The sequence below is a fragment of the Moritella dasanensis ArB 0140 genome (genome assembly GCF_000276805.1).
Taxonomy (GTDB): Bacteria; Pseudomonadota; Gammaproteobacteria; order Enterobacterales; family Moritellaceae; genus Moritella; species Moritella dasanensis.
Window position 1 is genome coordinate 27,983 of sequence record NZ_AKXQ01000005.1, and the last position, 24,977, is coordinate 52,959.

Here is a 24,977-nt window from a genome sequence, read left to right on the forward strand (position 1 = left end):
CATAGATAAATGCAATATTTTTTTTCTAAAACGTTAGCTAGATTACAGTCTGTGTTGGAAATAGAGATTATGATCACTATTTAAATAATTTATTAAATCTTAGGAATGGGATGAAAACCTGCGACAGAATAGTTTACGGCAGCCTCGCGCTTTTTAATGAGTTTGGTGTGAGAAATATGACAACCAATCATCTAGCCGCCCATTTAAATATTAGCCCAGGTAATCTTTATTATCATTTTCGTAATAAAGAAGACATTATCCGGTCTATTTTTGATTTGTATGAAGAACATTTGAATGCTGGTTTTCAGCTCTATCATGATGATAAGCTAGATGTTGAGCTGTTTATTGGTTACTTTGATACGATGTTTGAAACGGTGTGGAAGTTCCGCTTTATGTATAGCAATCTCACCGCTATTCTTAATCGCGACCCGGAATTATCAACACGCTATCAGCACACTCAACAAAAAGCATTAAATCGCTCAAGTAGCATCTTGCACAAGCTAAAAGCGGATGGCGTGCTGGCGATTGACGTCGAACAAGTGACGCCGTTAGCGGACACAATGCGAATGATTGCTGGTTTTTGGATCCATTATAAACAAACACATTCGCATAATGAGAGCGTAACGAAAGCATTTCTTTACGAAGGTTTACTACGTGTATTGATGTTATTTAGAGCCCATTCGACTCCTGAATATTGCGCTATGTTTACGCGTTTAGAGCAACATTATCAGCTATTGGTCAACCATTATGCAACGTCAGTTCCAACTGACGTTCCTGTTGTAGTTTAATCTTTAGCTTACTCCGTTATATAGCCAAGCACGACCTTTCTGTTAAAAGCCCCGTTAATATTCTACATTAACGGGGCTTTATTTTACCAACTGACATTCATTGACGATATAACTCGCCGCATTTGTCAATTAGCAACGCTTTAGCACCAACGAGCCGACTGAATAACCGGCACCAAACGAACAGATTAATGCGAGGTCACCACTTTCCACACCGTCTTGGTGTAAATGGAAAGCAATAATAGAACCGGCAGACGCGGTATTGGCGTAGGTATCTAGAATAATAGGGGCTTCTGTTGCCGATGGATCGCGACCCAATAGCTTCTTAGCCAAATAGTTATTCATGTTAATATTAGCTTGATGTAACCACAAACGTTTAAAGTCAGTTGCTTGTAACTCTAAGCCACTCAATTGTTCAGTAATCAAGTTATATACCGTCGGTAATACTTCTTTAAATACCTTACGGCCATTTTGCATGAAGAAACTTGAATCAGCATTAATATCAGCGCCTTCACTACGGCTTAAATAACCTAAGTTATTACGGATATTATTTGAATACTGGGTAAACAGCTTGCTATCAATGATCTCGTAACAATGCTCACTTGTTGCTGTGGCTTTATCTTCAATCACAACCGCAGTACACACATCACCAAAAATGAAGTGGCTGTCGCGATCTTTAAAGTTTAAATGCGCAGAACAAATTTCAGGGTTAACCACTAATGCTGCTTTGCTACGTCCAGACTTAACCGCATCCATCGCACTCGCAATAGCAAACGTTGCCGACGAACACGCCACACTCATATCATAAGCGAAACCATTAGCACCAAGGAAATGCTGTAGTTCAACCGCCATTGCCGGATAAGCACGTTGAAAACCAGACGCGGCAAAAATAATTAAATCGATGTCTTTTGCTTCTTTATTAGCAGCGGCTAATGCTTGCTTGGCAGCAACCAGTGCCATTTGTACCGTAATACTGGGTTCATCATCGGCAATCGGTTCAAATACCGGACGCATAATTGCTGGATCTAAAATGCCCGCTTTGCTCATCACAAAACGACTTTTAATGCCCGATGCTTTTTCAATAAATTCACTGCTTGAGTGTGCTTTAGCCGTTACTTCGCCCGCTTCAATTGCCACTGCATTGTCAGCATTAAAATTATCAACGTAATAATTAAAGCTCATTACTAGCTCATCATTACTGATTGCATCAGGAGGGGTAAATAAACCACTACCACTAATTACTACATTACTCATACATTGTCCTTTAGCGGCTCATTACACATAGTCCGTTAAGCACTTATATGCATAGCCACTATCAGCTAAATTGGGATACAGAGTGCACTAAACTAAAGCAAACTGTTAACCAGATCTAGTTGCACATCCGACAAAAATGAAAAAATGATGCCTTAGTAAGCGGATTATTGAATAAAAAAACGGCGCAAACGCTAAATTACGTTATTAAGGAGGAACTAATACCGCTAATTTGGTCTATATATAGAGAAGACTCAATACCATAGACGCACAAATGAATGGTTTATACAGACTTAAAATAGCAGTGGCAGAAATAGAAGTTAAACGCTATGCATAACTAATCGTTATAAGCTCTTATCATTTTAGAACCTAACGATATAACAAAACAGCATTTTCAATTTTCAAACTTATCAGTATGCTTAAGCTATAAAGAAGTAAACTATAAATAAATACATAAATAAAAATGACGATTATTCAATTTATATAGGGAAATCCCATGAGCCAAATTTTACAAGACAACAGCCTTTCAATTGGTAATACACCTTTAGTACGTTTAAACCGTGTGACTACAGGTAACGTATTTGCAAAAATCGAAAGCCGTAATCCAAGTGCAAGTGTAAAGTGCCGTATCGGTGCAAACATGATTTGGCAGGCAGAAAAAGACGGACTCTTAAAAGAAGGTATCGATATCGTTGAGCCAACCAGTGGCAATACCGGTATTGCATTAGCATTTGTTGCCGCAGCTCGTGGGTATAAACTAACATTAACGATGCCAAACACGATGAGCCTTGAACGTCGTAAGCTACTTAAAGCTTTAGGTGCTAACCTTGTATTAACAGATGGCGCAAAAGGCATGAAAGGCGCGATTGATAAAGCAGTTGAAATTCGTGATGCAAATCCTGAAACAACCATTTTATTACAGCAATTTGAAAATCCAGCGAACCCAGCGATCCATGAACAAACGACAGGTCCAGAAATCTGGGAAGCAACAGACGGTCAAGTAGACGTATTAATTGCTGGTGTAGGTACAGGCGGTACGATTACAGGTACAAGCCGTTACATTAAATTAAATAAAGGTAAGGACTTAGTGTCTGTTGCCGTTGAACCAACTAACTCGCCTGTCATTACCCAAGCGAAAGCCGGTGAAGCATTAACACCTGGCCCACATAAGATCCAAGGTATTGGTGCCGGTTTTATCCCTGGTAACCTAGACTTAGAAATGGTTGATCGTGTAGAACTCGTATCAAACGAAGATTCTATCGAAATGGCACAACGTCTAATGAAAGAAGAAGGCATCTTAGCGGGTATCTCTTCAGGCGCAGCTGTTGTTGCCGCTGCACGTTTAGCTGCATTACCTGAATTTGCTGATAAAAATATCGTTGTGATCTTACCATCGTCAGGTGAACGTTATTTAAGTACAGCGTTATTCGATGGCGTATTTACTGAGCAAGAGCTCCAACAATAGTCACAATGATGCTGTAACTGTCACAACGACACTGTTATAGCTACATTAAATTAACAAGATTAACAAAAGCCGCACTAGCGGCTTTTTTTTATACACACTAGTTTGTTTAGAGGGGTTGATAGCCGTCACACTTTCCCCTTTTTGTTGTAATTAAACTACAACATAGGCCTGAATTAGGGGTAATATACTTACATCGCATTGTTTTGTCGTAAAACTTACGAAAACATGATCTATAGCCATATTTTTTATAAAAAAAAGTTATTTTACTCTGTAAAATTAGATTACACTTACATTTATGGTTATAGTAAAAACCTCTTTTTAGAATCGTTATTTTTAAGGAAAAGTCATGTACCAAAAATCAGTTGTAATTATCGCACCAAACGGTCTTCACACTCGCCCTGCTGCTCTTTTTGTAAAAAAAGCAAAAGAATTCGAGTCAAAAATCACAGTTGAAGCTGGCGGTAAATCTGCAAGTGCTACAAGCTTATTTAAATTACAAACGTTAGGCCTTTCTAAAGGTGTAACAATGACTATTTCTGCTGAAGGTACTGACGAGCAAGCGGCTATTGAAGCTCTAGTAGCGCTAATGGATGTTTTAGAATAGACCCCATTTGCTGTTAACGTATTTTTTGTATTGAAGTAAGGAAAGGTTATGATATCAGGCATTCTCGCCTCACCAGGTATTGCTTTTGGTAAAGCACAATTATTCATTAACGAAGAAATTGTTCTTAACCAACAAACTATTGAAACTGCACAGATCGATGAACAAATAGCTATCTTTTTAGCTGCTAGGGATAAGTCTGCTATACAGCTTGAAGCTATCACGGAAATGGCACGCCAAACATTTGGTGATGAGAAAGCTGAAATCTTCGAAGGGCACATGATGCTGCTTGAAGATGAAGAGCTAGAAGAAGATATCGTAACCTTTATTAAGAAAAATAAAGCATCGGCAGATCTTGCTATTCACAGCATCATTGAAGAAAATGCTGAAATGATGGCTGCATTGGACGACCCTTATTTACGAGAACGAGCTGCGGATTTCCGTGATATCGGTAATCGTATCGTAAAAAATGCTCTTGGCATGGAAATCGTTTCATTAAGCGCTATCGAAGATGAAGTTATTCTAATCGCAAGCGACTTAACACCATCAGAAACAGCACAGATTAACCTAGATAAAATCTTAGGTTTTGTGACTGACTTAGGTGGCCGTACTGCCCATACATCAATCATGGCTCGTTCATTAGAACTTCCAGCGATTGTTGGTACAGGTAACGTAACTGAAATCATCAAATCTGGTGACTTCGTAATCCTTGATGCAATTAACAATAACGTTATTGTTAACCCATCAGAAAGCGTAATCAAAGAATACCAAGCAACTCAGGCACAGTATCTTGCTGAAAAAGCTGAGCTGCTTAAAATGAAAGACTTACCTGCAATCACACTTGACGGTAAGCACGTGGAAGTATGTGGTAACGTTGGTACAGTAAAAGATTGTGCTGGTGTGATCCGTAATGGCGGCGAAGGCGTTGGTCTTTACCGTACAGAATTCCTCTTTATGGACCGTGATAGCTTACCAACTGAAGATGAACAGTTTGAAGCATACAAAGCGGTAGCAGAAAGTATGAATGGTCAATCAGTGATCATCCGTACTATGGATATCGGTGGTGATAAAGACCTACCGTACCTAAACTTACCAAAAGAAATGAACCCATTCTTGGGTTGGCGCGCGATCCGTATCTGTTTCGACCGTCCAGAAATTATGAACGCACAGCTACGCGCTATCTTACGTGCATCTGCATTCGGTAAAATCCGCATTATGTTCCCGATGATTATTTCTGTTGAAGAAATTCGTCTACTTAAGGACATTCTTGCGACACTGAAAGCTGAATTAACAGCTGAAGGTCACGCATTCGATGCAGCAATGGAGACAGGTGTTATGGTTGAAACACCAGCAGCTGCAGCCATTGCCCATCACCTTATTAAAGAAGTCGACTTCTTTAGTATTGGTACTAACGATTTAACGCAGTACACACTAGCGGTAGACCGTGGTAACGAAATGATTTCAGACCTATATAACCCACTTACACCAGCGGTACTTACGCTGATTAAACAGGTTATTGACGCTTCACATGCTGCAGGCAAGTGGACAGGTATGTGTGGTGAACTTGCAGGTGATGAAACTGCAACACTACTCTTGCTTGGTATGGGCTTAGATGAGTTCTCTATGAGCGGTATCTCAATCCCTAAAGTGAAGAAAACAATCCGTAATGCTAATTTTGCTGATACTAAAGAGTTAGCAGACCAAGCATTAAGCTGCGCAACTGCAGGTGAAATCCAAGAGTTAATCGCTCAATTCACTAAACGACGCGCTGCTTGCTAATTATTTCAGTTGTCATAGCATCTAATCTCGAAAGATAATGTTATGATAACAACGTAAAGTCATTGGTTATGCACACGTTCATCACCAGTGACTATGTCTACCAAATTCTAGGAGTTAAAAATGGGATTATTCGATAAATTAAAAAAACTGGTTTCAGACGACAGTAAAGACAGCAATACGCTACACATTGTTTCTCCACTTGCCGGTGAAATCGTTGCTATCGAAGATGTGCCAGATGTTATCTTTGCTGAGAAAATTGTTGGTGACGGTATCGCTATCAACCCAACTGGTAACAAACTAGTTGCGCCAGTAACAGGTGAGATCGTAAAAATTTACGAAACTAACCACGCATTCGCAATTCGTTCTGATGAAGGCCTAGAAGTACTTGTTCACTTCGGTTTAGATACAGTTGAATTACGCGGCGAAGGCTTTACTCGTATCGCTGAAGAAGGTCAACATATCAAAGCTGGTGAAACCATCATTGAATTCGATCTTGAATTATTGAAAGCGAAAGCTAAATCAGTAATTACACCGTGCATCATCTCAAACATGGATGAAATTAAGAGCATGGAAAAATTCTCTGGTTCAGTTGTACTAGGCGAAACTATTGTTCTTAAAGTTATTAAGGACTAGTACTTAACGTTATTGAAGACTTGTTCTTAACAATAACCTAAGTATGCAAAAAAGAGCTATGAGTAGCTCTTTTTTTTCGTCTACGTTTAGTTTTTCACGTCCTATCTTAACATCTACCCTATATCTCAATCCCCATCGCCACACCTGTTCATTCAATACCCAACAATTAGATTAATGACTTAACTAGCTGATAAACTTACAGTTTAAATATTAATCTATAAAACAATCATTACAAAAATAAATTATACTTAAAATTCAATAGCTTGAATTCATACCCCGCACCTAGCAAGATTATAATAATACAATTAATTTATTATTAATTAAATCAATGTCTCAGTATTGATATACATCAAAAGTAGTACCCACCAAGTGGTATATCGTTTGATGAAATAATTATACTGTTATATCGAGATAAAAATGAAGATTAAAAAGCGTTATTTCGCGGCTTGTTTACTTGTTGCTATAGTGCTCGGCTGGCTAACGCTAGGCGGTACCGCTTATATAATGAAAAAAACATCATCAACAGAATTTTGTATATCTTGCCACACCATGCAGATCCCTTATGAAGAATACCAAGGTTCTATCCATTTCAGTAATGCCAAAGGTATCCGCGCTGAATGTGCCGATTGTCATATCCCAAGTAATCCCATCGATTATGTCATTACCAAAATTATCGCTTCCAAAGACATCTACCATGAGTTTGTTACGGGTAAAATAGATACTGAAGAAAAGTTTGAAGATCACCGCATGGCGATGGCTGAAACGGTTTGGGCACAAATGCGAGCGAATGACTCAGTCACTTGCCGTTCTTGCCACGTCCGTGATGCAATGGACTCATTTGAGCAATCTGAAGATGCAGTGAAGATGCACGAATTTGCCAAAGAAAATGGGCAAACATGTATCGATTGCCACAAAGGCGTTGCCCATTTCCCACCAGAAGCTGAAATGGACAGTGAAGCATTTGATAACTTGTTGACTAAAACACTGGAAACGAACGACACAGCGACCTCGGTTTATCCTGTTGCTGCGATTTCGATGGGCGACTTTGGCTCTATCAATCCAGCGACGCCGTTAACCGTTATTGAAACCACTGGTAACAACAGAAAAGTGCAGATCAATGCCTTCCAAATGCAAGGTGCTGAGCGCGTTTTATATTCTGGAAATGGCCAACGTTCAATTGTTGCGACATTAAGTGAACAAGGCCAAGCCGCATTAACGGTCGGTGATTTTAGTGAAGATGAGTACGGTAATCATTGGCGCACCGCAAGCCTAATTGCAGACATTGATGCGCAAGTACTCAGTGATATAACGCCGCTATGGCAATACGCAGAGCAACTAGACACGGTTTATTGTTCAGGTTGTCACGCCAAAATTGGGGCTAACCATTTCACCGTCAATGCGTGGGGACCCGTAGCAAAAGGCATGGGTGACCGCACCGATATATCTGTAGAAGATCTTGAAATACTAACTAAATATTTCCAAGCACACGCAAAAGATATGGTTAAACACTAATTAATATAGCCAATACATCAAGTGATTATTGGCTATCTATTTTCCAACAATTATTACACCAAATATAATTAATAGGGATAAACTAATGAACGAATTTTCTCGTCGTGGATTTCTTAAAAGTGCAGCGTTAACAACTGGTGCTGCCGCGATTACATCTGTAACGCCACTGCCAGCATTTGCTGCTAAAGGCAAAGACTCGCCAATTTTGACCGCTGGTCGCTGGGGCGCAATGCAAGTGACCACGAAAGATGGACGCATTGTTTCGTCAAAAGGCGCATTAGCAAAGACAGTACCAAATAGCCTACAAACAACGGCTGCTGATCAAGTACATACTCAAGCTCGTGTTAAATACCCAATGGTACGTAAAGGCTTCTTGGCAACACCAGGTAAACCAGATGGAAAACGCGGTAACGATGAATTTGTCCGCGTATCTTGGGATAAAGCCTATCAATTAATTCACGAACAACAGTCTAGAATTCGTAACGACCATGGTCCGGAAGCAATCTTTGCCGGGTCTTATGGCTGGCGTTCAAGTGGTGTATTACACAAGGCGCAAACGTTATTACAACGCTACATGAGTATGGCAGGCGGTTATTCAGGTCATTTAGGTGATTATTCAACAGGTGCGGCGCAAGTTATTATGCCTCACGTGATGGGCTCAATCGAAGTTTATGAACAGCAAACAACCCACCCGGTTATTTTAGAACACAGTGATGTAGTGGTTATGTGGGGTATTAACCCATTAAACACCCTTAAAATCGCGTGGAGTTCATCAGATGAATCCGGTTTAGAGTTTTTCCATAAACTGAAAAAATCGGGTAAAACCATTATTGCTATCGACCCGATGAAATCAGAAACAGTTGAGTTCTTTGGTGATAAAGCATTGTGGGTTGCGCCACACCCAGGTACTGATGTTGCAATGATGCTAGGTATCGCCCATACCTTAGTCTCTAAAAAACAACATGATGTAGACTTCTTATCTAAATACACTTCTGGTTATGATAAATTTGAAGCGTATTTATTAGGTACAACAGACGGTGTTGCGAAAACCGCAGCCTGGGCAGAAAGTATTTGCGGTGTATCAGTTCAACAACTTGAAGCATTAGCTAATATATTCAGTCAAAACCGCACCATGCTGATGGGCGGCTGGGGAATGCAGCGCCAACAGTATGGCGAACAAAAACACTGGATGATGGCGACACTCGCAGCCATGCTGGGGCAAATCGGTCTAGAAGGTGGTGGTTTTGGTTTATCTTATCATTATTCTAATGGTGGTAACCCTACCCGTGACGGTGGTGTTCTTTCTGCCATTTCATCTACCATAGGTGGTGGTTCATCCGCTGGTAATGATTGGGCGGTATCTGGTGCGGTAAATAGCCTGCCAGTGGCGCGTATTGTCGAAGCACTCGAATCGCCAAACAAAAAATACCAACATAACGGTCATGAACTCAGCTTCCCAGATATCAAAATGATTTGGTGGGCAGGTGGTGGTAACTTCACCCATCACCAAGATGTTAATCGTCTAATTAAAGCATGGCAGAAGCCTGAACTAGTGGTGATCTCTGAATCCTATTGGACTGCAGCGGCAAAACACGCTGATATCGTCTTGCCAATCACAACCTCGTTCGAGCGTAATGATCTGACCATGACCGGTGATTACAGTAACCAACATCTTGTGCCGATGAAGCAAGTTGTTGAACCACAATTTGAATCCCGTAACGATTTTGATGTATTTGCCGACATGGCTGAGTTAATTAAACCCGGCGGTCGCGACGTCTTTACTGACGGTAAATCAGAAATGGATTGGCTGAAAGGTTTTTATGACCAAGCGAAAAAAGGTGCCGTGAAGGCGCGTGTTCGCATGCCGAAATTTGGTTCTTTCTGGAATAAAAACGAACTGATTGAAATGAAAGTGAATAAGAAAAACAATCAATTTGTTCGTCACGCGAGTTTCCGTCAAGATCCAATCATGAATCCACTCGGCACGCCAAGTGGTAAAATTGAAATCTATTCTAAAACCATTGAAGGCTATGGCTATGCTGATTGTCCAGCGCACCCAACATGGTTAGCACCAACAGAATGGGTAGGTAACGCTAAAGATGGTGAATTACAGTTAATGACATCACATGCTGCGCACCGTTTACACAGCCAATTAAACTATGCAAAACTGCGTGAGCAATATGCGATAGCTAACCGTGAACCTATTACCATACATCCTGCAGACGCGGCAGCACGCGGTATCAAAAATGGTGATTTAATACGTGCCTTTAACCAACGAGGTGAAGTATTAGTCGGCGCTTTAGTGGCTAACATAATCAAGCAAGGTTCTGTTTGTATTCATGAAGGAGCTTGGCTAGATTTGGATAAACCACTGGGTATCTGTAAAAATGGTAATCCGAACGTGCTAACAAGTGATATTCCAACGTCACAACTTGCTAATGGTTGTGCCGCTAACTCATCATTGGTAAAAATTGAAAAATACACCGGCGTTGCACCAAGTTTAACGGCTTTTACCCCACCAAATAACGCCTAATTTAAATTCATAATATGAGATGGCTCGATGCTCATCTCAGTTAAAGATTTAGATATTAACTACTTATCAAATATGCAAAAAGAGCTATCTATAGCTCTTTTTTTTATCTGCATTTTAGTGTTTATTACCTGCGAACACGCAGCATAAGTTAACTCGCCATAGATAACTGCATCACAGTACAGTTTCGCCCTTCACTTTTAGCTTGGTACAGGGCTTTATCAGCTTCTTCTTCCAAGGCAAAGATATTGACGCTTTGACCAACAGCAATGCCAATACTGGCAGTCACCTTTATCTCTAGCGCTTCTTTGGTACTGGTATGTTCCATAATAGAGAGACGGATCTGCTCGGCTAGATTGTCCATTATTTTGGCTGATATCAAGGGCGAATAGATACTAAACTCTTCGCCACCTGTTCGAGCATAAACACACGTAGAACCACAGGCCTTACTAATAATCATCGCAATATCTTTAATCACTAAATCACCAGCGGCATGACCATATTCATCGTTAATATTCTTAAAATGATCTATATCCAAAATCATCACCGCAGCTTCTTTATGCGGCGCTAAAGCCGCAATAGCATGTTGATAACCACGACGATTATAAATATTAGCCAGAGGGTCAATAAAAGACATGTGCCGTAATGAAAAGGCATTACGCTGAGTACAGAACATCAAATAACAGAAGGTAAGAAAGCACTGAGTCATTAACAGGTTAATACACGCAATCGCAGTAGTGATTTCAATACAATTTAAGACAGCTTGATCGCTCGTTAACAGTGCAAATCGAGTAATATTGAGTACTAGAGATAACACGCAGGTAAACAAACAAATAAGTCGCGTCATTCCATATTGCTTGGCTTGATAACTTAATAAATAACCACTATTAAAAATCAAACTAATACTAACGGATACGGTAAGAACTGACGACGTATAGAGTGCAGGCATTTCGGTGGTTGAGCCATAAAAATACAACGGCAAGATAAACAAGCACTGTGCCCCATAGAGCCAGAATAATGATTGTTTTATTTTTAGGAATCGATGAAAACCATGTGAAATCAGGCAAACAGCAAAACAGAGTAATATATTTGGCCGCATGGCATTAAGCCAACTATGGCTGGCATAATTATCCAGCTTAAATAACCATAATTGCTCTGCCATAATAAAGCCGTAGCCCAAGATAAGCAGGCTAGAGGTAAGCCAGTAACCAACCCCATCATAGCGGCGATTGCCAACCCAAATACATAACATGATGACAGCTAAAAATGACAGCCCTATTGCAGTAAATATTACGATGGTAAACAAGTCTAACAAGACTAAAGGCATGGGATTCATTAACGATTCATTAAACTCTAAAAAGTAAGATTTACTGGCTATTCAAGGTAGAGAATTTACCGTACAACTACTGGTTAAGCAAGTCGATTGGTTATTGCCTAACCAGCCATAACCATGTAATTAAAGAAATACAAAATTAGGTCCATAAAAGTACAAGTTAATCGCGGTAGTCGATCTTGCCAATTACCAGTCTTTATCGGTGGTAAACACATAGGTGGTAGCGAAGCGCTAGAAGCACACTTCGCTTAATATCAACTAAACTTAAAGTAATGGATAGCGTGTCTCACATGCCGCTATTTGTTAGCAATAAAAAAAGGAAGCTGCGATGCTTCCTTTTTTCGTGTTCAACTTTCTATTTTAGACTTTGTTAGTTAGCTCTTTTAATAAGCGTCAGTATCTAAAGTGAAGTTACTCAACAATTTTTGATACTTTACCTTGCTCAAATTCATAGACAATCGTACCGAATCGATTTTGCCAGAATCTCCAGCTATCTAGTTTTAGATTAGCAGTTCGATGTGCAGGTGGAAAACCACGGCTAATGATTACCGCGTCTTTCGTCATGCCAATCACCACGTCACCTTGCTCAATTGCGGTTTTTTCTAACGCACTAAATTGCGTTAAGTTAACTTGTTTTTCAGCAAAAGTACGGGTCATCAACCCAGCGACATCGACTTTAGTGTATTTCTCAATATTCTTCAGCTTAATGTTACGACCACCATAGTGAAAGGTAATTGTCGAAGCACTCATTTCGGTGATCTGCACTGGCGAATTAACCGGTATATGTTCACCACGGCTATAATTGGTGGCGATCACATTACCTTTCTCAGTCCACATCCCCACTTGCGTATAAAGCGTGGTATTACTGTCGAGCAGCGCTTGTTGTGCTGCTGGTAACTGCACTGTTGCACAACCACTCATGACAACAGCAACTAATGCCAATCCAAGCAGTTTTATTTTATTTATCATATTCATCCTAGCCTCTTATTAACTTTTAACGTTGCAATCTTAACTGTTATTTTTAAATCTTAAAGACTCTGGCAACATCTTGTAATGACGTGGCTAATTGCGCCTGCTCTCTCGCTGTCATGGCAATTTGATTTGCGCCAGTTGCCGACTCCATTGATTTTTGTTTGACGTTAACAATATTTTCAGCAACATCTTGCGTTACCACCGATTGCTCTTCAATGGCAGTGGCGATTTGTTCTGTCATCGCAAAAATGTGGTTTACGGCGCCGGTAATATCTTGCAAGGTTTTTGCAACATCTTTCGATTTACTTACCGCGTCGGTGGCTTTACTTTGGCTCACCTCAATCACGTTAAAGGCTGCATTAACATCACTTTGCAATGCGCTAATATAGCTTTCAATCTCAGCGGTCGAATCCTGAGTTCGTTTCGCTAGGGTACGCACTTCATCAGCAACAACGGCAAAACCACGCCCTTGTTCACCAGCTCGCGCGGCCTCAATCGCCGCATTCAAGGCTAACAAGTTAGTTTGGTCAGCAACCGATTTAATCACATCAACCATATTAGTGATGTTATTACTACTTTCATGTAGACGATTAATACGTTGCGCTAAACTATCAATCTCACTCGCAAGCGATTCAATTGACAGTGAGGACTGTTGCACAATCTCATATCCGCCAGTTGCTTGTGCATCAACTTCTTTAGCCGAATCCGCAGTCAATTGGGTGTTTTGCGCGACCTCTCTCACAGTAGCTGATAACTCTTCAATCGCGGTCGCAATCAGGCTAATACCATCTTGCTGTTCCGCCAATGACGCCGAGCTGTAAACACAAGTTTGCGCGGTTTCTTCTGCTGCGGATGCCAAGGTAATACTTGATGTCGAAATGTTATCCATCGCACCTGCAAATTGCGACAACGTCAAATTAAGCGCGTTGGCAATTTGACCTAACTCGCTCTCGCCTGCAAGCTTTGTTTGTACCGTAAGGTCATTGTTGTCTCGCACTTCGGTCATCACATTCATTAGCTCTTTCACCCGTGCTAATAAGTCTCGAATGGTAACAAAACTAATCACCGCTGAAATCACAATAATCAACAGACTAAATACAATGTTCCTCGTCAGCGTTATCATCGCATTATCACGATTGCTATCAACCAAATTCAATAGTGATGATTCTAACTCATCTTGAATCGCTTTCAACTGGCCAATACGTTCACTTGATTGCGCAAACCAATACTCGGCATCGACATTAAAGTCACTTGATTTCGTTTCAGCGATATTTCTTAACTTCAGCACTTCTTTCGCCGCAGCGCTATTTAACTGCTGTTCAAAGAATTGCTTATTGCTGTTAGTCGCAAAAGTTTTAAAAGTCGAAAAGTACGTGTCTTGTTCAATCACTAAGCCAATAAATTTAACAAAATTACCGGGGCCGAAGTGATCTTTAGAAAAGGTATTACTCAAGACAGCACGTTCGATACCGGCACGCTCTTTACCTTGTAAAAAGTTATAATAAGCCACAGTCTCAGCGGTAATACTGGCATCAGTACTGATATCAACAATCAAGCCTGACACACTCAACAGCTTAGCGTTTAGCTTGGTGTAATAACCTAGTGCAGCACCTAGCTGAATATTCTGTGCATCCACTTTATTACGAATACCAACCAGCATGGAAAGGTTTTGCTGAATGCTAGTTTGTAACTGCTTAATTTGACGATCAGTGATTTCATTTTGTTGTAAAAAACGCATCAACTTAGCGTGTTTCACATCGGTATCGGCGCGTTGCTTACGCAGTTTGCTGCCAAACTTAGTACCGTTAGAACCAATAAACCCTGCGGTCATGCCACGTTCTTTTTGTAGCTCATGGACTAATTCACTGTATTCAACAGAAAGTTCAGTGTACTGGGTTAAAACAGACATTTCGTTACTGGTTGCGATGCTTTGTGAAAGTGAAGCGACACTCAACCACAAAAATCCCAGCATGGGTAAAGCTAATAACATAATAATTTTATGCTTAAACGAGATATCTGAAAATTTCATCACAGTTCCTGATTCAAAAAATAGCACCACGCTCGGTGAGCACACTGCAAAATATAAGATGAGAATGATACCTATTTATTTCCTCATTGTATAAACAATAATAAAACATAATGATATACATCAAGTTTACTTAACGTAATTGATGCTAACTACCTCAATAGTCTTAGATGGTGAATTTGACGATACCAACAAACTTACAACATAGTCACCACCTATCAAAACAGAATGTTTAATCGATTATACCTATACAGTTATATTTTGCATAATAGCGCCATCAACACGAAGCACGTCTTCGACCCCAAATTTACAATAAAATAAGCGCGACAAACGACATTCGTTTTCGCCAAACACTTTCTAAGGCTGAATTATGAAAATGATAAATGTAGATGTAGCAGTAATCGGTGGTGGTACAGCTGGACTTGGCGCATACCGCGCAGCAAAAGCACACTCAGAAAGTGTCGTGATCATCGAAGGTGGTCCGTATGGCACAACGTGTGCCCGTGTTGGTTGTATGCCATCTAAATTACTTATTGCTGCTGCAGAAAGTGTTCACCACATTGCAAAAGCGCCGGGCTTTGGTATCCACCCACAAGGCGAAACCTTGATTAACGGTGTCGAAGTAATGGCCCGTGTAAAAAGTGAACGCGATCGCTTTGTTGGTTTTGTTGTAGAGGGCGTCGATGAGATCCCTGAACAAGATAAAATCGCGGGTTACGCTACGTTTTTAAACAACAATACCTTACTTGTTGGTGACCACACTCAAATTAATGCCAAACGCATTGTCATTGCGACCGGTTCTCGCCCTGCTTACCCAGCAGTATGGAACGAATTAGGCGACCGCTTAGTGATCAATGATGATGTCTTTGAATGGGATGATTTACCAAAATCAATCGCCGTATTTGGCCCAGGTGTGATTGGTTTAGAATTAGGGCAATCATTAAAACGCCTTGGTGTTGACGTGATCATGTTCGGATTAGGTGGTCAAGTGGGTCCATTAACAGACCCTGAAGTCATGGCTTATGCCAATAAAGCCTTTAATGAAGAATTCTATCTTGATGCCGACGTTAAAGTAGAAAGCATGAAGCGCCAAGGTGACCATGTTGAAATTAAATACTTAGACGAACACCAAGCCCTACAAACGATTAATGTTGAATACGTACTTGCAGCGACAGGCCGCCGCCCAAATGTCGATAAAATTGGCCTGCAAAACACCACACTCGAACTTGATGAACGTGGTGTACCAACCGCTGATTATTACACCATGCAAACGTCGGTAGAAAGTATCTTTATATCAGGTGATGCCAGCAACCAGATCCCGCTGTTACACGAAGCGGCAGATCAAGCACGTATTGCGGGTGATAACGCCGGACGTTTCCCCCAGATTAGAGCCGGTCTACGCCGCAGTGTTATCTCGGCGGTATTTACCGACCCACAGATTGCCATGGTCGGTGAAACATACAAGCAGATCATTGCCCGTTTAGGTAACTGTGGTTGTTTTGAAACAGGTAGCGTGTCGTTCGAAAACCAAGGCCGTTCACGCGTGATGCTACGTAACAAAGGCTTGTTACGCGTTTATGCTGAACACGGCACTGGCCGATTCTTAGGAGCGGAAATGATAGGGCCAGATGCAGAGCATTTAGCACACTTATTAGCATGGGCACATCAACAAAAAATGACAGTTTCAGAAATGTTAGACATGCCGTTCTACCACCCCGTTATAGAAGAGGGAGTTAGAACAGCATTACGAGATCTCAACGCGAAACTTCACCTAGGCCCAGATATGATTAAACATTGTATGGATTGCGGCCCAGGCTGTTAGTTAGTTAGTTAGTTAGTTAGTTAGTTACTTAAGTAAGTTAAGCGCCTAACTACACATTATGCTTGGCGATTAAGACTGGCCGCCAAGCTGTCGCGGTAACGCATTGTTGCTTTTAGGGTATTGTGTACCGCGGCAGTATTGGACTGACTATGTTGTTGAACATAGTCAGTCATGCGCTTAATTTGTGCACTTAACTCATCAATGGTTAACTTGGTTTGCGCTTGCTCACTGTTAGACACAGCTAATTTATCTATGGCTAAGTTATCTATAGCAACATTACTATTCTCTAAACTGCCACTCTTAACATTGCTACTCTTAACATTATCACTATCAACATTACTCATCATCATGATCCTCATCCTTGTTGCTCTGCTGTTTCAGCAGCCAATATCCTAATCGTGTTTATTGAACAACGATAACATAGCATATTTTTGTTTAATTGAGTCTAGGCTATCGCATTAATAAATCGAGGGGAAAGAGTAAAAAATTATAATCTATAACCATTTTAGTCATACTATTTCAGCGTCAAAAGAGGCGAATATCACAATATCAATTACACTGTAATATTATATTATTTGAAGTATTAAGCTCAATATGATTTATCTACGGGAGTTAGATTATGTTTTCACTATTTATCAAAGTCATTTCCCCTTTCTTTATATTCGTAGGTTTACTCATTTTATATAGCTACGCCACAGGACAAGATAGCCAACAACTTATCGAAGCTTTTATCGATCTCATCAACATTATTTTTATTAATCTGGCCGAAGTATTTAATCGAACCTAATACCTAAGCCGATTACCTAAAAATAGTAACTCACGATATAGCTTGCTTAGCCCCTATGATAATTTGTTCAGAGACTTGCTTATACAAGCCTTTGAGCAAGATCCAACGATGCCAATAGAGCGGTATCGTTAATGGTGTTTCGGTTAATTTAACCAACGAACCTGATGCCAACTCGTGTTTAATTTGTAGCTCTGGGATCAAGCAATACGCCACACCGGCATTGGCCATCGCGACAAACGCTTCTGACGATCGCACAATGTGACAAGGGTAACTGCCACCAGCCAAATCAAAATGCTGTTGAATAAACTTAATGTGCATATCGTCCTTATGGTCAAACGATACCGCGGGTGCTTTACGCAAGCCTTGCTGCGTGATCCCTTGGGGTAAATACTGCTGCACAAATTCTGGCGTTGCCACCAGCGCATAATTAAGCTCACCCAATAACGTTGCTTCACACCCTGGTAATGGCTTACGTTGTAAACTCAGCGCCCCAAAAGCTTCACCGGCTTTGACTTTCTCTAGGGTTCTCGCTTCATCCATAATATGCAGGTTCAGTTCGATCGGATATTGCTTTAACAATGGCGCGATTGCGGGGATAAACCACGTTGCTAAACTGTCGGCATTCACTGCAATCGCCATCACCACAGACTTATCCGTCGACGTTGCACTAATACTCGGTAATAATTCAGCTTCTAAATGCTGCACTTGTTTATAATGTTTTAACAAACGCTGACCAATCTCTGTCGCCACGATTGGTTGACTACGGATCAACACTGGCTGCGCCACAAACTCTTCCAACAACTTGATACGTTGCGATACTGCAGGTTGTGAAATGCACAATACATTCGCTGCTCGATCGAAGCTTTGCTGCTCAATCACCACTTGTAAAGCGTGTAATAATTTATAATCCACCTCAGACTTCCCCTCTCTTCTAATAATTAATTATTTACGCCTATTTATCATTTATATAGAAACATAAGTTTAACTTATCAATCATAATAATTATTAATTATACTTATAACGAAATTTTTTGTAATCTCGATAGCCTAATTTCTAGAGGTTCGTTATGTTAACAGCAACAATTCAGGGCCTACTGCTTGGCGGTAGTATGATCATTCCCATCGGTGCACAAAATGCCTATATTTTAAATCAGGGAATAAAACGTAATCACCACTTTTTAACCGCGACGATTTGTATTATCTGCGATGCGTTATTAATCTGTGCTGGTGTGTTTGGTGCAGGCAGCTTGTTGGCATTAAATCCCGACTTACTGCAAGTTATTACCTGGGGCGGCATTGTATTTTTAACCACGTATGGCGCCATGTCTTTTCGCAGTGCATTCTATTATCAATATGGGAAAACAGCGTTAGATGGGAGTCATAAATCCCGTAAAATGGTGATAATGGCAACCCTCGCAGTCACCCTGCTCAACCCCCACGTGTATTTAGATACGGTGGTGGTCTTAGGCAGTGTTGGCAATCAGTTTACCGGGGATCATCGTTTGGCTTTTGCAGCGGGTACCATTTTAGCCTCAATCTTATGGTTTTATGGTCTCGCCTTTAGCGCCGCCAAGTTTTCAGTTTGGTTAAACCAGCCCAAGGTGCAACGTGTTATCGACATCACGGTCGGCTGTATCATGTGGCTGATCGCCAGTAGCCTATATCGTAGTTTGTAATCAAAAAACTAACATAATCCGGTTTTAAGTAATTCATTTGGCGCTTATCCTCCGAATTCTGAGATATTGTTCACTATACTTTGCGCTTACAGCGAAAAAGGCCGATAATCAGCCCATCTATCCAAACCGAACTAAATACTAGCTCAGTTTGGATATATTCCTATGACACCAGACAAAAGTTGAACATAAATGCGTTTAGATAAGTTTATTTGCCAAAGTACTAACCTGACCCGAACTCTTGCCAAGCGTGAGATTGCACGCAGCAACGTAAAAGTTGACGGCGAAGTTGTACGTAAAGCAGACCATAAAGTAACAGCAGACATGGATGTTTGGTTTAGTGGTAAATCATTAAGTCAACGTCCACCGCGTTATATCATGATGCATAAACCAGTAGATGTAATTTGCTCAACAGTAGATGAAGAACATCCATCTGTGATGAATCTAATCGAAACAGACAAGCGTGAAGAACTACACATCGCTGGTCGCCTTGATGTTGATACTACTGGTTTAGTATTAATCTCAGATGACGGTAAATGGTCACACCGCGTTACATCACCTAAGCGTGCATGCAACAAACGTTACCGTGTACAGCTTGCATCACCAATTGCAGCAACTGCAGTTGCTGATTTCGAAGCTGGCATCCAATTGCGTAGCGAAGACAAACCTTGTCTACCTGCAAAATTAGAGATCTTAAGCGACCAAGAAGTATTGCTTACTATCCAAGAAGGCAAATACCACCAAGTTAAGCGTATGTTTGCAAGCCAAGGCAACAGCGTAGTCGGTTTACACCGCGAACAAATCGGTGACATCGTATTAGACCCAGCACTAGAATTAGGTGAATGGCGTTACCTAACAGACGCAGAAGCTAAAAGCATCTAATCTGTTAACCATACGATGAAAAAAGCCCACATTAATGACCTTAATGTGGGCTTTTTTATGACCGAAGTTTTTTATATTGCAGAGCGTATTTTGTTCTGACTCTAAGCATCTAGCTATTTAACTTCTAATCGCGTCACTTTGTACGCACAACGTCTTGCCCCTTCGACAATATGCTCTTCGCGTTCAACGGTCGCGATTTCTGCTAACAATGTTTGAAATAAATTCAATTCTGAACGACAAAAATTAAGACACTTCGATGCCGCAGCACAAATCGGACAATGGTTTTCCATTAGCCAATAAACGGTATTTTTCGCCACGTTGTCGCTATCATCAGCAATAACAACGCCATTTTCATCCATTCCGCTATCAACAACAACCGTCGCCATATAACCTTCTTCACTGCGCAGCTCAGCCAAGGCTTCAAGTTTACCCAGCAAATCAGCTTTGTTCGCGAGTCTGTCACTGTACAGTGCAAATGATGTCTGCTCTCGGTGAGCAATCAGTTGCTCTAGCCCTTCATCGCCGAATATCACTTTCACTGAATCGATCAGCTGCACGGTCAATTCTTCATGACGATCGGAAAAGTGGCTATTACTCTGCGCCGTTAACGACCAATAACGGGTTGGACGGCCTCGCACAGCTTTTTTATCTTCAAAACTAATATCACCGTCATCTGCTAATGCTTGCAAATGTTGGCGTACGCCCATGGTGGTTAAACCTAATTCGCTGGCAAGTACCTTGGCTGTTGATGCCCCTTCAACTTTTAATAAGCTGAGTATTTTCTCACTGGTTTTTTCTTTCATGTTAACTCCAACTATTCCAAGCCCCAATGACGATAAGGATTAATAGCCAATAATCACGACAGTAATCACATCGACAGTTATATGCACACTCATACAAACAACGGGGCTGTGCCCTCAGATACGTTTATAGCTGTATTATTACCGATAAAAATATTAAGTAAACTTTTTTATTTACTTTATTTTAGTTTAAGACTTTACAAACTTAAGTAAAGGGATTACTTTATTAAACAATTAGTAAATAAAAATATTTACTAAACATGAGATTAGTAATCGTCAGTGGCAACAACGACAACCTTACGCTCAACAAGAACAATACAGTTACGGCATGTAGCCATTTAATTTCAATATATAATACAAGGACTTCATTATGATACACCTAGAACACGTCAATTTAATCGTACGCGATATCGAAGAAACACTGACTTTTTACCGCGCCGCATTTCCACATTGGTCAATACGTGGTGGCGACAAAGGCGAATGGTCGGGTAAACCAAGAACCTGGGTCCACTTTGGTGATGACTATCAATACCTGGCCTTTGGCGATAACGGCGTTGGTGATAACCGCGACTTAGCAGGTCACCAAGTGGGTCTCGCCCATTTCGCCTATGTCACCGACGATATTGCTGGCGTCATAGCACGCTTAGCCGAAGCTGGCTTTAGCATTGCCAAAGATGGTATGGACGATGAATACCGCCAAAATATTTACTTTCTCGACCCGAATGGCTACGAAGTTGAGTTTGTGCAATATAATACCGATATACCTAGTTTAAGAAATCGTTATTAACATGCGCACATCGGTATCCATTCCGCCAACACATTCATATGGCGGCATGGATAAAGATTAAAATAAACAACCACTAAGATTAATAAAGACAACTTAAAATAGGTAATACATAGATATATAAAGAGTTTAATACCACAATAAACACCAGCTACCTTAATAGAGGTAACCACTGTAATGATATGATATTTATATTCCTTTTTTGTGATTAAACTCAAATAATAAATTTGAATCTTTGCATATGTCGCAAATATAAGTGAACATGGTGTCGTCTTTTAAGCCATGTAATTATCTAAGATCACAGTGATGACAAAACCTAAACCTCAATCGCTTCGTAAAGCGGTCATGATCCCCTTTACCTTGTTGCTTTTGCTTACTGTGGCTGTACTCACTTTTGTCCAAAATAGTAATTACGAGCGAATGCTCGATGAAATCAGTACTAAATTACTCAGCGCATACTCCGAAAATGTCAGTAACGACCTAGACCGTTTTTTAGCGCAACCTTTTAATACCACATTAACGATCGCTGACAGCATTCAACGTAATCGTCTTGATGATGCCCCCGATTTAAATAAAATCGAAAACTACCTGCATGCCGCAATCACAGACATCTATAGCCAGCAACAACAAATCAGTACAATTTCATTTGGTCATGAACAACAGGACTATATCGGTTTTCGTCGTCATAGTGATAAAACGATTACTTTAATACTGCAAGATCAACGCACTAATAACGCGCTCAACTTTTACAGCGGCATTGACAGTAATAGTGCTATCAACGACAGCGTTATTAATTACAACCCCACGATTCGACCTTGGTATGCCCCTTTTGCTGAAAGCAGAATGGCGAATTGGTCAACGATATACACCGCCATCGACGCAAAGAAAACCTTTCTCATCGCGAGTGCAGCGCCAGTTATACGCAATAATATACTATTAGGAGTTGTCTCGATCGATATCGATTTATCGGAGATATCACAATTCATTAAGCCTGAAAGCAGCGATCTTGGAGCTCTCACCTATATCATCAATAATAACAGCGAATTAATTGCAAATTCGCAGCAGGCGCCACTTATCGATGAGAACAACAATAATGTTATTGCAGCTAATAGCAACAGTCCACTTATCTCGACTAATTCTCAGCTAATCATAGAACAGCAATTACTATTAAGTCATAAACCTGCGACATTTGAATTTACTAAAGATGGAGTCCGTTACTTCAGCCGTGTCAGCCCCTATAACAATAATAATTTACGCTGGTTTATTATAGTAACTTTACCAGAGGACGTATTGCTCGGTGGACTGCAGAGTCAGCAACGTTTAGGCGTAGCGGCAGCACTGATACTCGCGTTTTTTGGCCTGTTAATGGGGTTGTATTTACTGCGTATTATCACTCAACCGATTATTGACATTGCCGAAATATCACAGCAGATTGATCATAATAACTGGGATGTTAGCATTAAAGAAAACATTCAGTTACATGAAACAACTCAGCTTATTTCAGCATTTAAATCCATGTCATCAAGGTTAGAAAGCGCCTTTACTACATTACGTAAGCAGTTGTTATTTGACAACCTCACGGGATTATTAAGTCGTGATGGATTTGTGGAACAATTAAATTCGCCAGTAGCTCAGACTAAAGGTATCTTGGTATTATTGGGACTACGCTCATTTCGGCATACCAACAATAGTTTAGGTCAAAACAAAAGTGATCAACTACTGATTGCTATCGCGTCCCGCTTACAGTTACACGTCGCAGACAATGTTACTATTAGCCGCATTGATAAAGATAGTTTTGCGGTGTTTTCACCCGACTTTTCCGACCTAGACCACAGTCATGCTTTTGCAGACAGCTTACTATTGGACTTTAATCATCCCTTTATCATAAATGGCACCGAAGTATTAGTCGGTGCGAATGCAGGGATCATGAGTGGTAAATTTGACGATATTGATATAGACAAATGGTTACGTAACTCAAGTTTGGCATTAACCTATGCAGTACAAGAAGAACAAATTAGCTGTTGTCACTATCAAGACTACATGATCATTGCCTCGCAAGAACACACCCGTATCACAGTGGATTTACAACGCGCGATCATCAACAACGAATTTGCGGTTTATTACCAGCCCGTGATTGATTTAACCAACGACACCATTGCTGGTGCCGAAGCATTAGTACGCTGGCATAGTCCTATTCGTGGCATTGTTTCACCGCTCGACTTTATCCCTGTCGCTGAAGATACTGGGATGATTGTCGATATTGGTAAACAGATTTTATTACAAGCTTGCGCGGATACTAAGCTGCAAATAGACAATGGCCATTGGCCTGCAAATTTCGCTCTGCACGTTAATATGTCAGTGCGAGAATTACTGCACCCAAATTATGTATCAACGGTAAAAGATATTCTCGCGAACACCCAATTACCAGCCGCCAATCTCACGCTCGAAATCACCGAGTCGCGCTTGGTCAGTCAACCATTACTGACGAACAAATTACTTGGCGAACTCCGTGAGTTAGGCATACACATTGCAATCGATGATTTTGGTACCGGTTACTCTTCACTAGCTTACCTGACGCACTTACAGTTTGATGCACTCAAAATTGATCGCTCTTTTGTCAGCCAAATGCTCGACAGTGATAACCATGCAGCGATTGTCGCCGCGATCATCACCATGACCAATACATTCAATTCAGATATTGTCGCGGAAGGTGTCGAAACCGCCGAGCAAGCAGCTCACCTAAAAAAATTAGGCTGTCGTTATGCCCAAGGCTTTTACTACTCACGCCCGAAACCATTAGCCGAATGGGACATAGAACATATTTGTACTTATGCGCACAACAGCTAATTTAATCTTTCCCTGTCAGCTCTTTACTCATGCATAAGACAAAAGGCTCTAGGGATTTAAAAGCAGCCTTTTCTTCGTCTGCTGAAGGGTTATATTCAGGAGACCATTCAACACCAAAACTCCCATTAACAATCATCTTAGCTTGAGTAGTATCAATATTATATTCCACCGAAACATTATACACTTTCGCTTTTGGTAAGAGTGATGCGCATAGCTCTACCCCCTCATTAAAACCTATATTCCCTGCTATTGAGTAATTAGAAAACAACGCAACAAACAAAATAAACGCCTTCATTTTAACTCCTAAATATATAATAAGAACAAACGAAAAGCATAATACACTAATATTATATTTTAAATATACCAACCAAATTATACACAATATTATTATTTACACCTGTAAGTTTAATTGTTCTTGTTGCTCACAAAACCAGAACAAATCGGACCACTTTTAATGCATTGCCAGTCCATTAAGTAAATATGAGATCTGTATTGA

Annotated in this window: 21 protein-coding genes; 13 read left to right on the forward strand and 8 right to left on the reverse strand. The window is 40.6% G+C overall.

Annotation, left to right across the window (positions count from 1 at the left end; all coding sequences use genetic code 11):
* Positions 1 to 110: 110 nt before the first annotated feature.
* The gene (locus tag A923_RS0105375; protein WP_017220633.1) at positions 111 to 788 is read left to right on the forward strand and encodes a TetR/AcrR family transcriptional regulator; all 678 of its coding nucleotides are present in this window, start codon (positions 111 to 113) and stop codon (positions 786 to 788) included.
* Positions 789 to 917: 129 nt separating this feature from the next.
* Here the strand turns inward: A923_RS0105375 and A923_RS0105380 are convergent, their stop codons facing one another.
* A complete protein-coding gene (locus A923_RS0105380) occupies positions 918 to 2,039 on the reverse strand; it encodes a beta-ketoacyl-ACP synthase III (protein ID WP_017220634.1) in 1,122 nt (373 codons plus the stop codon).
* A 493-nt stretch (positions 2,040 to 2,532) separates the two neighbouring features.
* Between A923_RS0105380 and cysK the strand changes: the two genes are divergently transcribed.
* The 6 genes from cysK (at position 2,533) to A923_RS0105410 (ending at position 10,559) form a co-directional block, all read left to right on the forward strand.
* Entirely contained in the window at positions 2,533 to 3,501 is a 969-nt protein-coding gene (gene cysK, locus A923_RS0105385) for a cysteine synthase A (protein ID WP_017220635.1), read from the forward strand.
* Positions 3,502 to 3,847: 346 nt separating this feature from the next.
* Positions 3,848 to 4,105: an HPr family phosphocarrier protein gene (locus tag A923_RS0105390; RefSeq protein ID WP_017220636.1), complete on the forward strand. Its 258-nt coding sequence runs from the start codon at positions 3,848 to 3,850 to the stop codon at positions 4,103 to 4,105.
* A 48-nt stretch (positions 4,106 to 4,153) separates the two neighbouring features.
* Positions 4,154 to 5,881 carry a phosphoenolpyruvate-protein phosphotransferase PtsI gene (gene ptsI / locus A923_RS0105395; RefSeq protein ID WP_017220637.1) on the forward strand — a complete coding sequence of 576 codons (1,728 nt, stop codon included), beginning with the start codon at positions 4,154 to 4,156 and terminating at the stop codon, positions 5,879 to 5,881.
* Positions 5,882 to 6,001: 120 nt separating this feature from the next.
* Positions 6,002 to 6,514 carry a PTS glucose transporter subunit IIA gene (gene crr, locus A923_RS0105400; protein WP_017220638.1) on the forward strand — a complete coding sequence of 171 codons (513 nt, stop codon included), beginning with the start codon at positions 6,002 to 6,004 and terminating at the stop codon, positions 6,512 to 6,514.
* Positions 6,515 to 6,931: 417 nt separating this feature from the next.
* Positions 6,932 to 8,026 (forward strand): NapC/NirT family cytochrome c, encoded by a 1,095-nt coding sequence (locus A923_RS0105405; protein ID WP_017220639.1) that lies wholly within the window; start codon positions 6,932 to 6,934, stop codon positions 8,024 to 8,026.
* Between the two features lie 85 nt (positions 8,027 to 8,111).
* A complete protein-coding gene (locus A923_RS0105410; protein WP_017220640.1) occupies positions 8,112 to 10,559 on the forward strand; it encodes a trimethylamine-N-oxide reductase 2 in 2,448 nt (815 codons plus the stop codon).
* Between the two features lie 148 nt (positions 10,560 to 10,707).
* Here A923_RS0105410 and A923_RS0105415 read toward each other — a convergent pair whose 3' ends face one another.
* The 3 genes from A923_RS0105415 to A923_RS0105425 form a co-directional block, all read right to left on the reverse strand.
* Positions 10,708 to 11,892 (reverse strand): GGDEF domain-containing protein, encoded by a 1,185-nt coding sequence (locus A923_RS0105415; RefSeq protein WP_017220641.1) that lies wholly within the window; start codon positions 11,890 to 11,892, stop codon positions 10,708 to 10,710.
* Positions 11,893 to 12,300: 408 nt separating this feature from the next.
* Positions 12,301 to 12,858: a hypothetical protein gene (locus A923_RS0105420; RefSeq protein WP_017220642.1), complete on the reverse strand. Its 558-nt coding sequence runs from the start codon at positions 12,856 to 12,858 to the stop codon at positions 12,301 to 12,303.
* Positions 12,859 to 12,910: 52 nt separating this feature from the next.
* Positions 12,911 to 14,890: a methyl-accepting chemotaxis protein gene (locus A923_RS0105425; protein ID WP_017220643.1), complete on the reverse strand. Its 1,980-nt coding sequence runs from the start codon at positions 14,888 to 14,890 to the stop codon at positions 12,911 to 12,913.
* 367 nt (positions 14,891 to 15,257) lie between these two features.
* On the opposite strand from A923_RS0105425, the gene A923_RS0105430 reads away from it, so the two are divergent.
* Positions 15,258 to 16,709, forward strand: a complete 1,452-nt coding sequence (locus A923_RS0105430) for a dihydrolipoyl dehydrogenase (RefSeq protein ID WP_017220644.1) — start codon at positions 15,258 to 15,260, stop codon at positions 16,707 to 16,709.
* Positions 16,710 to 16,765: 56 nt separating this feature from the next.
* On the opposite strand, the gene A923_RS0105435 is transcribed toward A923_RS0105430, so the two are convergent.
* A complete protein-coding gene (locus A923_RS0105435; protein WP_017220645.1) occupies positions 16,766 to 17,059 on the reverse strand; it encodes a hypothetical protein in 294 nt (97 codons plus the stop codon).
* Between the two features lie 269 nt (positions 17,060 to 17,328).
* On the opposite strand from A923_RS0105435, the gene A923_RS0105440 reads away from it, so the two are divergent.
* Entirely contained in the window at positions 17,329 to 17,496 is a 168-nt protein-coding gene (locus tag A923_RS0105440) for a hypothetical protein (protein ID WP_017220646.1), read from the forward strand.
* A gap of 30 nt (positions 17,497 to 17,526) precedes the next feature.
* Here the strand turns inward: A923_RS0105440 and A923_RS0105445 are convergent, their stop codons facing one another.
* The gene (locus A923_RS0105445; RefSeq protein WP_017220647.1) at positions 17,527 to 18,408 is read right to left on the reverse strand and encodes a LysR family transcriptional regulator ArgP; all 882 of its coding nucleotides are present in this window, start codon (positions 18,406 to 18,408) and stop codon (positions 17,527 to 17,529) included.
* Between the two features lie 154 nt (positions 18,409 to 18,562).
* On the opposite strand from A923_RS0105445, the gene A923_RS0105450 reads away from it, so the two are divergent.
* Together A923_RS0105450 and rsuA are read left to right on the forward strand one after the other, a co-directional pair.
* On the forward strand, positions 18,563 to 19,171 hold the full coding sequence (locus A923_RS0105450) for a LysE/ArgO family amino acid transporter (protein ID WP_017220648.1): 609 nt from the start codon (positions 18,563 to 18,565) through the stop codon (positions 19,169 to 19,171).
* 189 nt (positions 19,172 to 19,360) lie between these two features.
* Positions 19,361 to 20,050 (forward strand): 16S rRNA pseudouridine(516) synthase RsuA, encoded by a 690-nt coding sequence (gene rsuA, locus A923_RS0105455; RefSeq protein WP_017220649.1) that lies wholly within the window; start codon positions 19,361 to 19,363, stop codon positions 20,048 to 20,050.
* Between the two features lie 113 nt (positions 20,051 to 20,163).
* On the opposite strand, the gene A923_RS0105460 is transcribed toward rsuA, so the two are convergent.
* A complete protein-coding gene (locus tag A923_RS0105460) occupies positions 20,164 to 20,853 on the reverse strand; it encodes a helix-turn-helix transcriptional regulator (RefSeq protein ID WP_017220650.1) in 690 nt (229 codons plus the stop codon).
* 367 nt (positions 20,854 to 21,220) lie between these two features.
* Between A923_RS0105460 and A923_RS0105465 the strand changes: the two genes are divergently transcribed.
* Positions 21,221 to 21,637 carry a VOC family protein gene (locus A923_RS0105465; RefSeq protein WP_017220651.1) on the forward strand — a complete coding sequence of 139 codons (417 nt, stop codon included), beginning with the start codon at positions 21,221 to 21,223 and terminating at the stop codon, positions 21,635 to 21,637.
* A 303-nt stretch (positions 21,638 to 21,940) separates the two neighbouring features.
* A complete protein-coding gene (locus tag A923_RS0105470; RefSeq protein ID WP_017220652.1) occupies positions 21,941 to 24,481 on the forward strand; it encodes a bifunctional diguanylate cyclase/phosphodiesterase in 2,541 nt (846 codons plus the stop codon).
* A 1-nt stretch (position 24,482) separates the two neighbouring features.
* Here A923_RS0105470 and A923_RS0105475 read toward each other — a convergent pair whose 3' ends face one another.
* Complete coding sequence (locus A923_RS0105475; RefSeq protein ID WP_017220653.1) at positions 24,483 to 24,776, reverse strand: hypothetical protein; 294 nt, start codon at positions 24,774 to 24,776, stop codon at positions 24,483 to 24,485.
* Positions 24,777 to 24,977 lie beyond the last annotated feature (201 nt).

Excerpts from the sequence above, each read along its gene's own strand:
- A923_RS0105405 (WP_017220639.1), top strand. The coding sequence starts at position 6,932 with ATGAAGATTAAAAAGCGTTATTTCGCGGCTTGTTTACTTGTTGCTATA.
- A923_RS0105435 (WP_017220645.1), bottom strand. The coding sequence starts at position 17,059 with ATGATGATGAGTAATGTTGATAGTGATAATGTTAAGAGTAGCAATGTT.
- A923_RS0105410 (WP_017220640.1), top strand. The coding sequence starts at position 8,112 with ATGAACGAATTTTCTCGTCGTGGATTTCTTAAAAGTGCAGCGTTAACA.
- A923_RS0105475 (WP_017220653.1), bottom strand. The coding sequence starts at position 24,776 with ATGAAGGCGTTTATTTTGTTTGTTGCGTTGTTTTCTAATTACTCAATA.
- A923_RS0105425 (WP_017220643.1), bottom strand. The coding sequence starts at position 14,890 with ATGAAATTTTCAGATATCTCGTTTAAGCATAAAATTATTATGTTATTA.
- A923_RS0105390 (WP_017220636.1), top strand. The coding sequence starts at position 3,848 with ATGTACCAAAAATCAGTTGTAATTATCGCACCAAACGGTCTTCACACT.
- ptsI (WP_017220637.1), top strand. The coding sequence starts at position 4,154 with ATGATATCAGGCATTCTCGCCTCACCAGGTATTGCTTTTGGTAAAGCA.
- A923_RS0105430 (WP_017220644.1), top strand. The coding sequence starts at position 15,258 with ATGAAAATGATAAATGTAGATGTAGCAGTAATCGGTGGTGGTACAGCT.
- A923_RS0105380 (WP_017220634.1), bottom strand. The coding sequence starts at position 2,039 with ATGAGTAATGTAGTAATTAGTGGTAGTGGTTTATTTACCCCTCCTGAT.
- A923_RS0105440 (WP_017220646.1), top strand. The coding sequence starts at position 17,329 with ATGTTTTCACTATTTATCAAAGTCATTTCCCCTTTCTTTATATTCGTA.
- A923_RS0105470 (WP_017220652.1), top strand. The coding sequence starts at position 21,941 with ATGACAAAACCTAAACCTCAATCGCTTCGTAAAGCGGTCATGATCCCC.
- A923_RS0105375 (WP_017220633.1), top strand. The coding sequence starts at position 111 with ATGAAAACCTGCGACAGAATAGTTTACGGCAGCCTCGCGCTTTTTAAT.
- cysK (WP_017220635.1), top strand. The coding sequence starts at position 2,533 with ATGAGCCAAATTTTACAAGACAACAGCCTTTCAATTGGTAATACACCT.
- A923_RS0105415 (WP_017220641.1), bottom strand. The coding sequence starts at position 11,892 with ATGAATCCCATGCCTTTAGTCTTGTTAGACTTGTTTACCATCGTAATA.
- crr (WP_017220638.1), top strand. The coding sequence starts at position 6,002 with ATGGGATTATTCGATAAATTAAAAAAACTGGTTTCAGACGACAGTAAA.
- A923_RS0105465 (WP_017220651.1), top strand. The coding sequence starts at position 21,221 with ATGATACACCTAGAACACGTCAATTTAATCGTACGCGATATCGAAGAA.
- A923_RS0105450 (WP_017220648.1), top strand. The coding sequence starts at position 18,563 with ATGTTAACAGCAACAATTCAGGGCCTACTGCTTGGCGGTAGTATGATC.
- rsuA (WP_017220649.1), top strand. The coding sequence starts at position 19,361 with ATGCGTTTAGATAAGTTTATTTGCCAAAGTACTAACCTGACCCGAACT.
- A923_RS0105460 (WP_017220650.1), bottom strand. The coding sequence starts at position 20,853 with ATGAAAGAAAAAACCAGTGAGAAAATACTCAGCTTATTAAAAGTTGAA.
- A923_RS0105420 (WP_017220642.1), bottom strand. The coding sequence starts at position 12,858 with ATGATAAATAAAATAAAACTGCTTGGATTGGCATTAGTTGCTGTTGTC.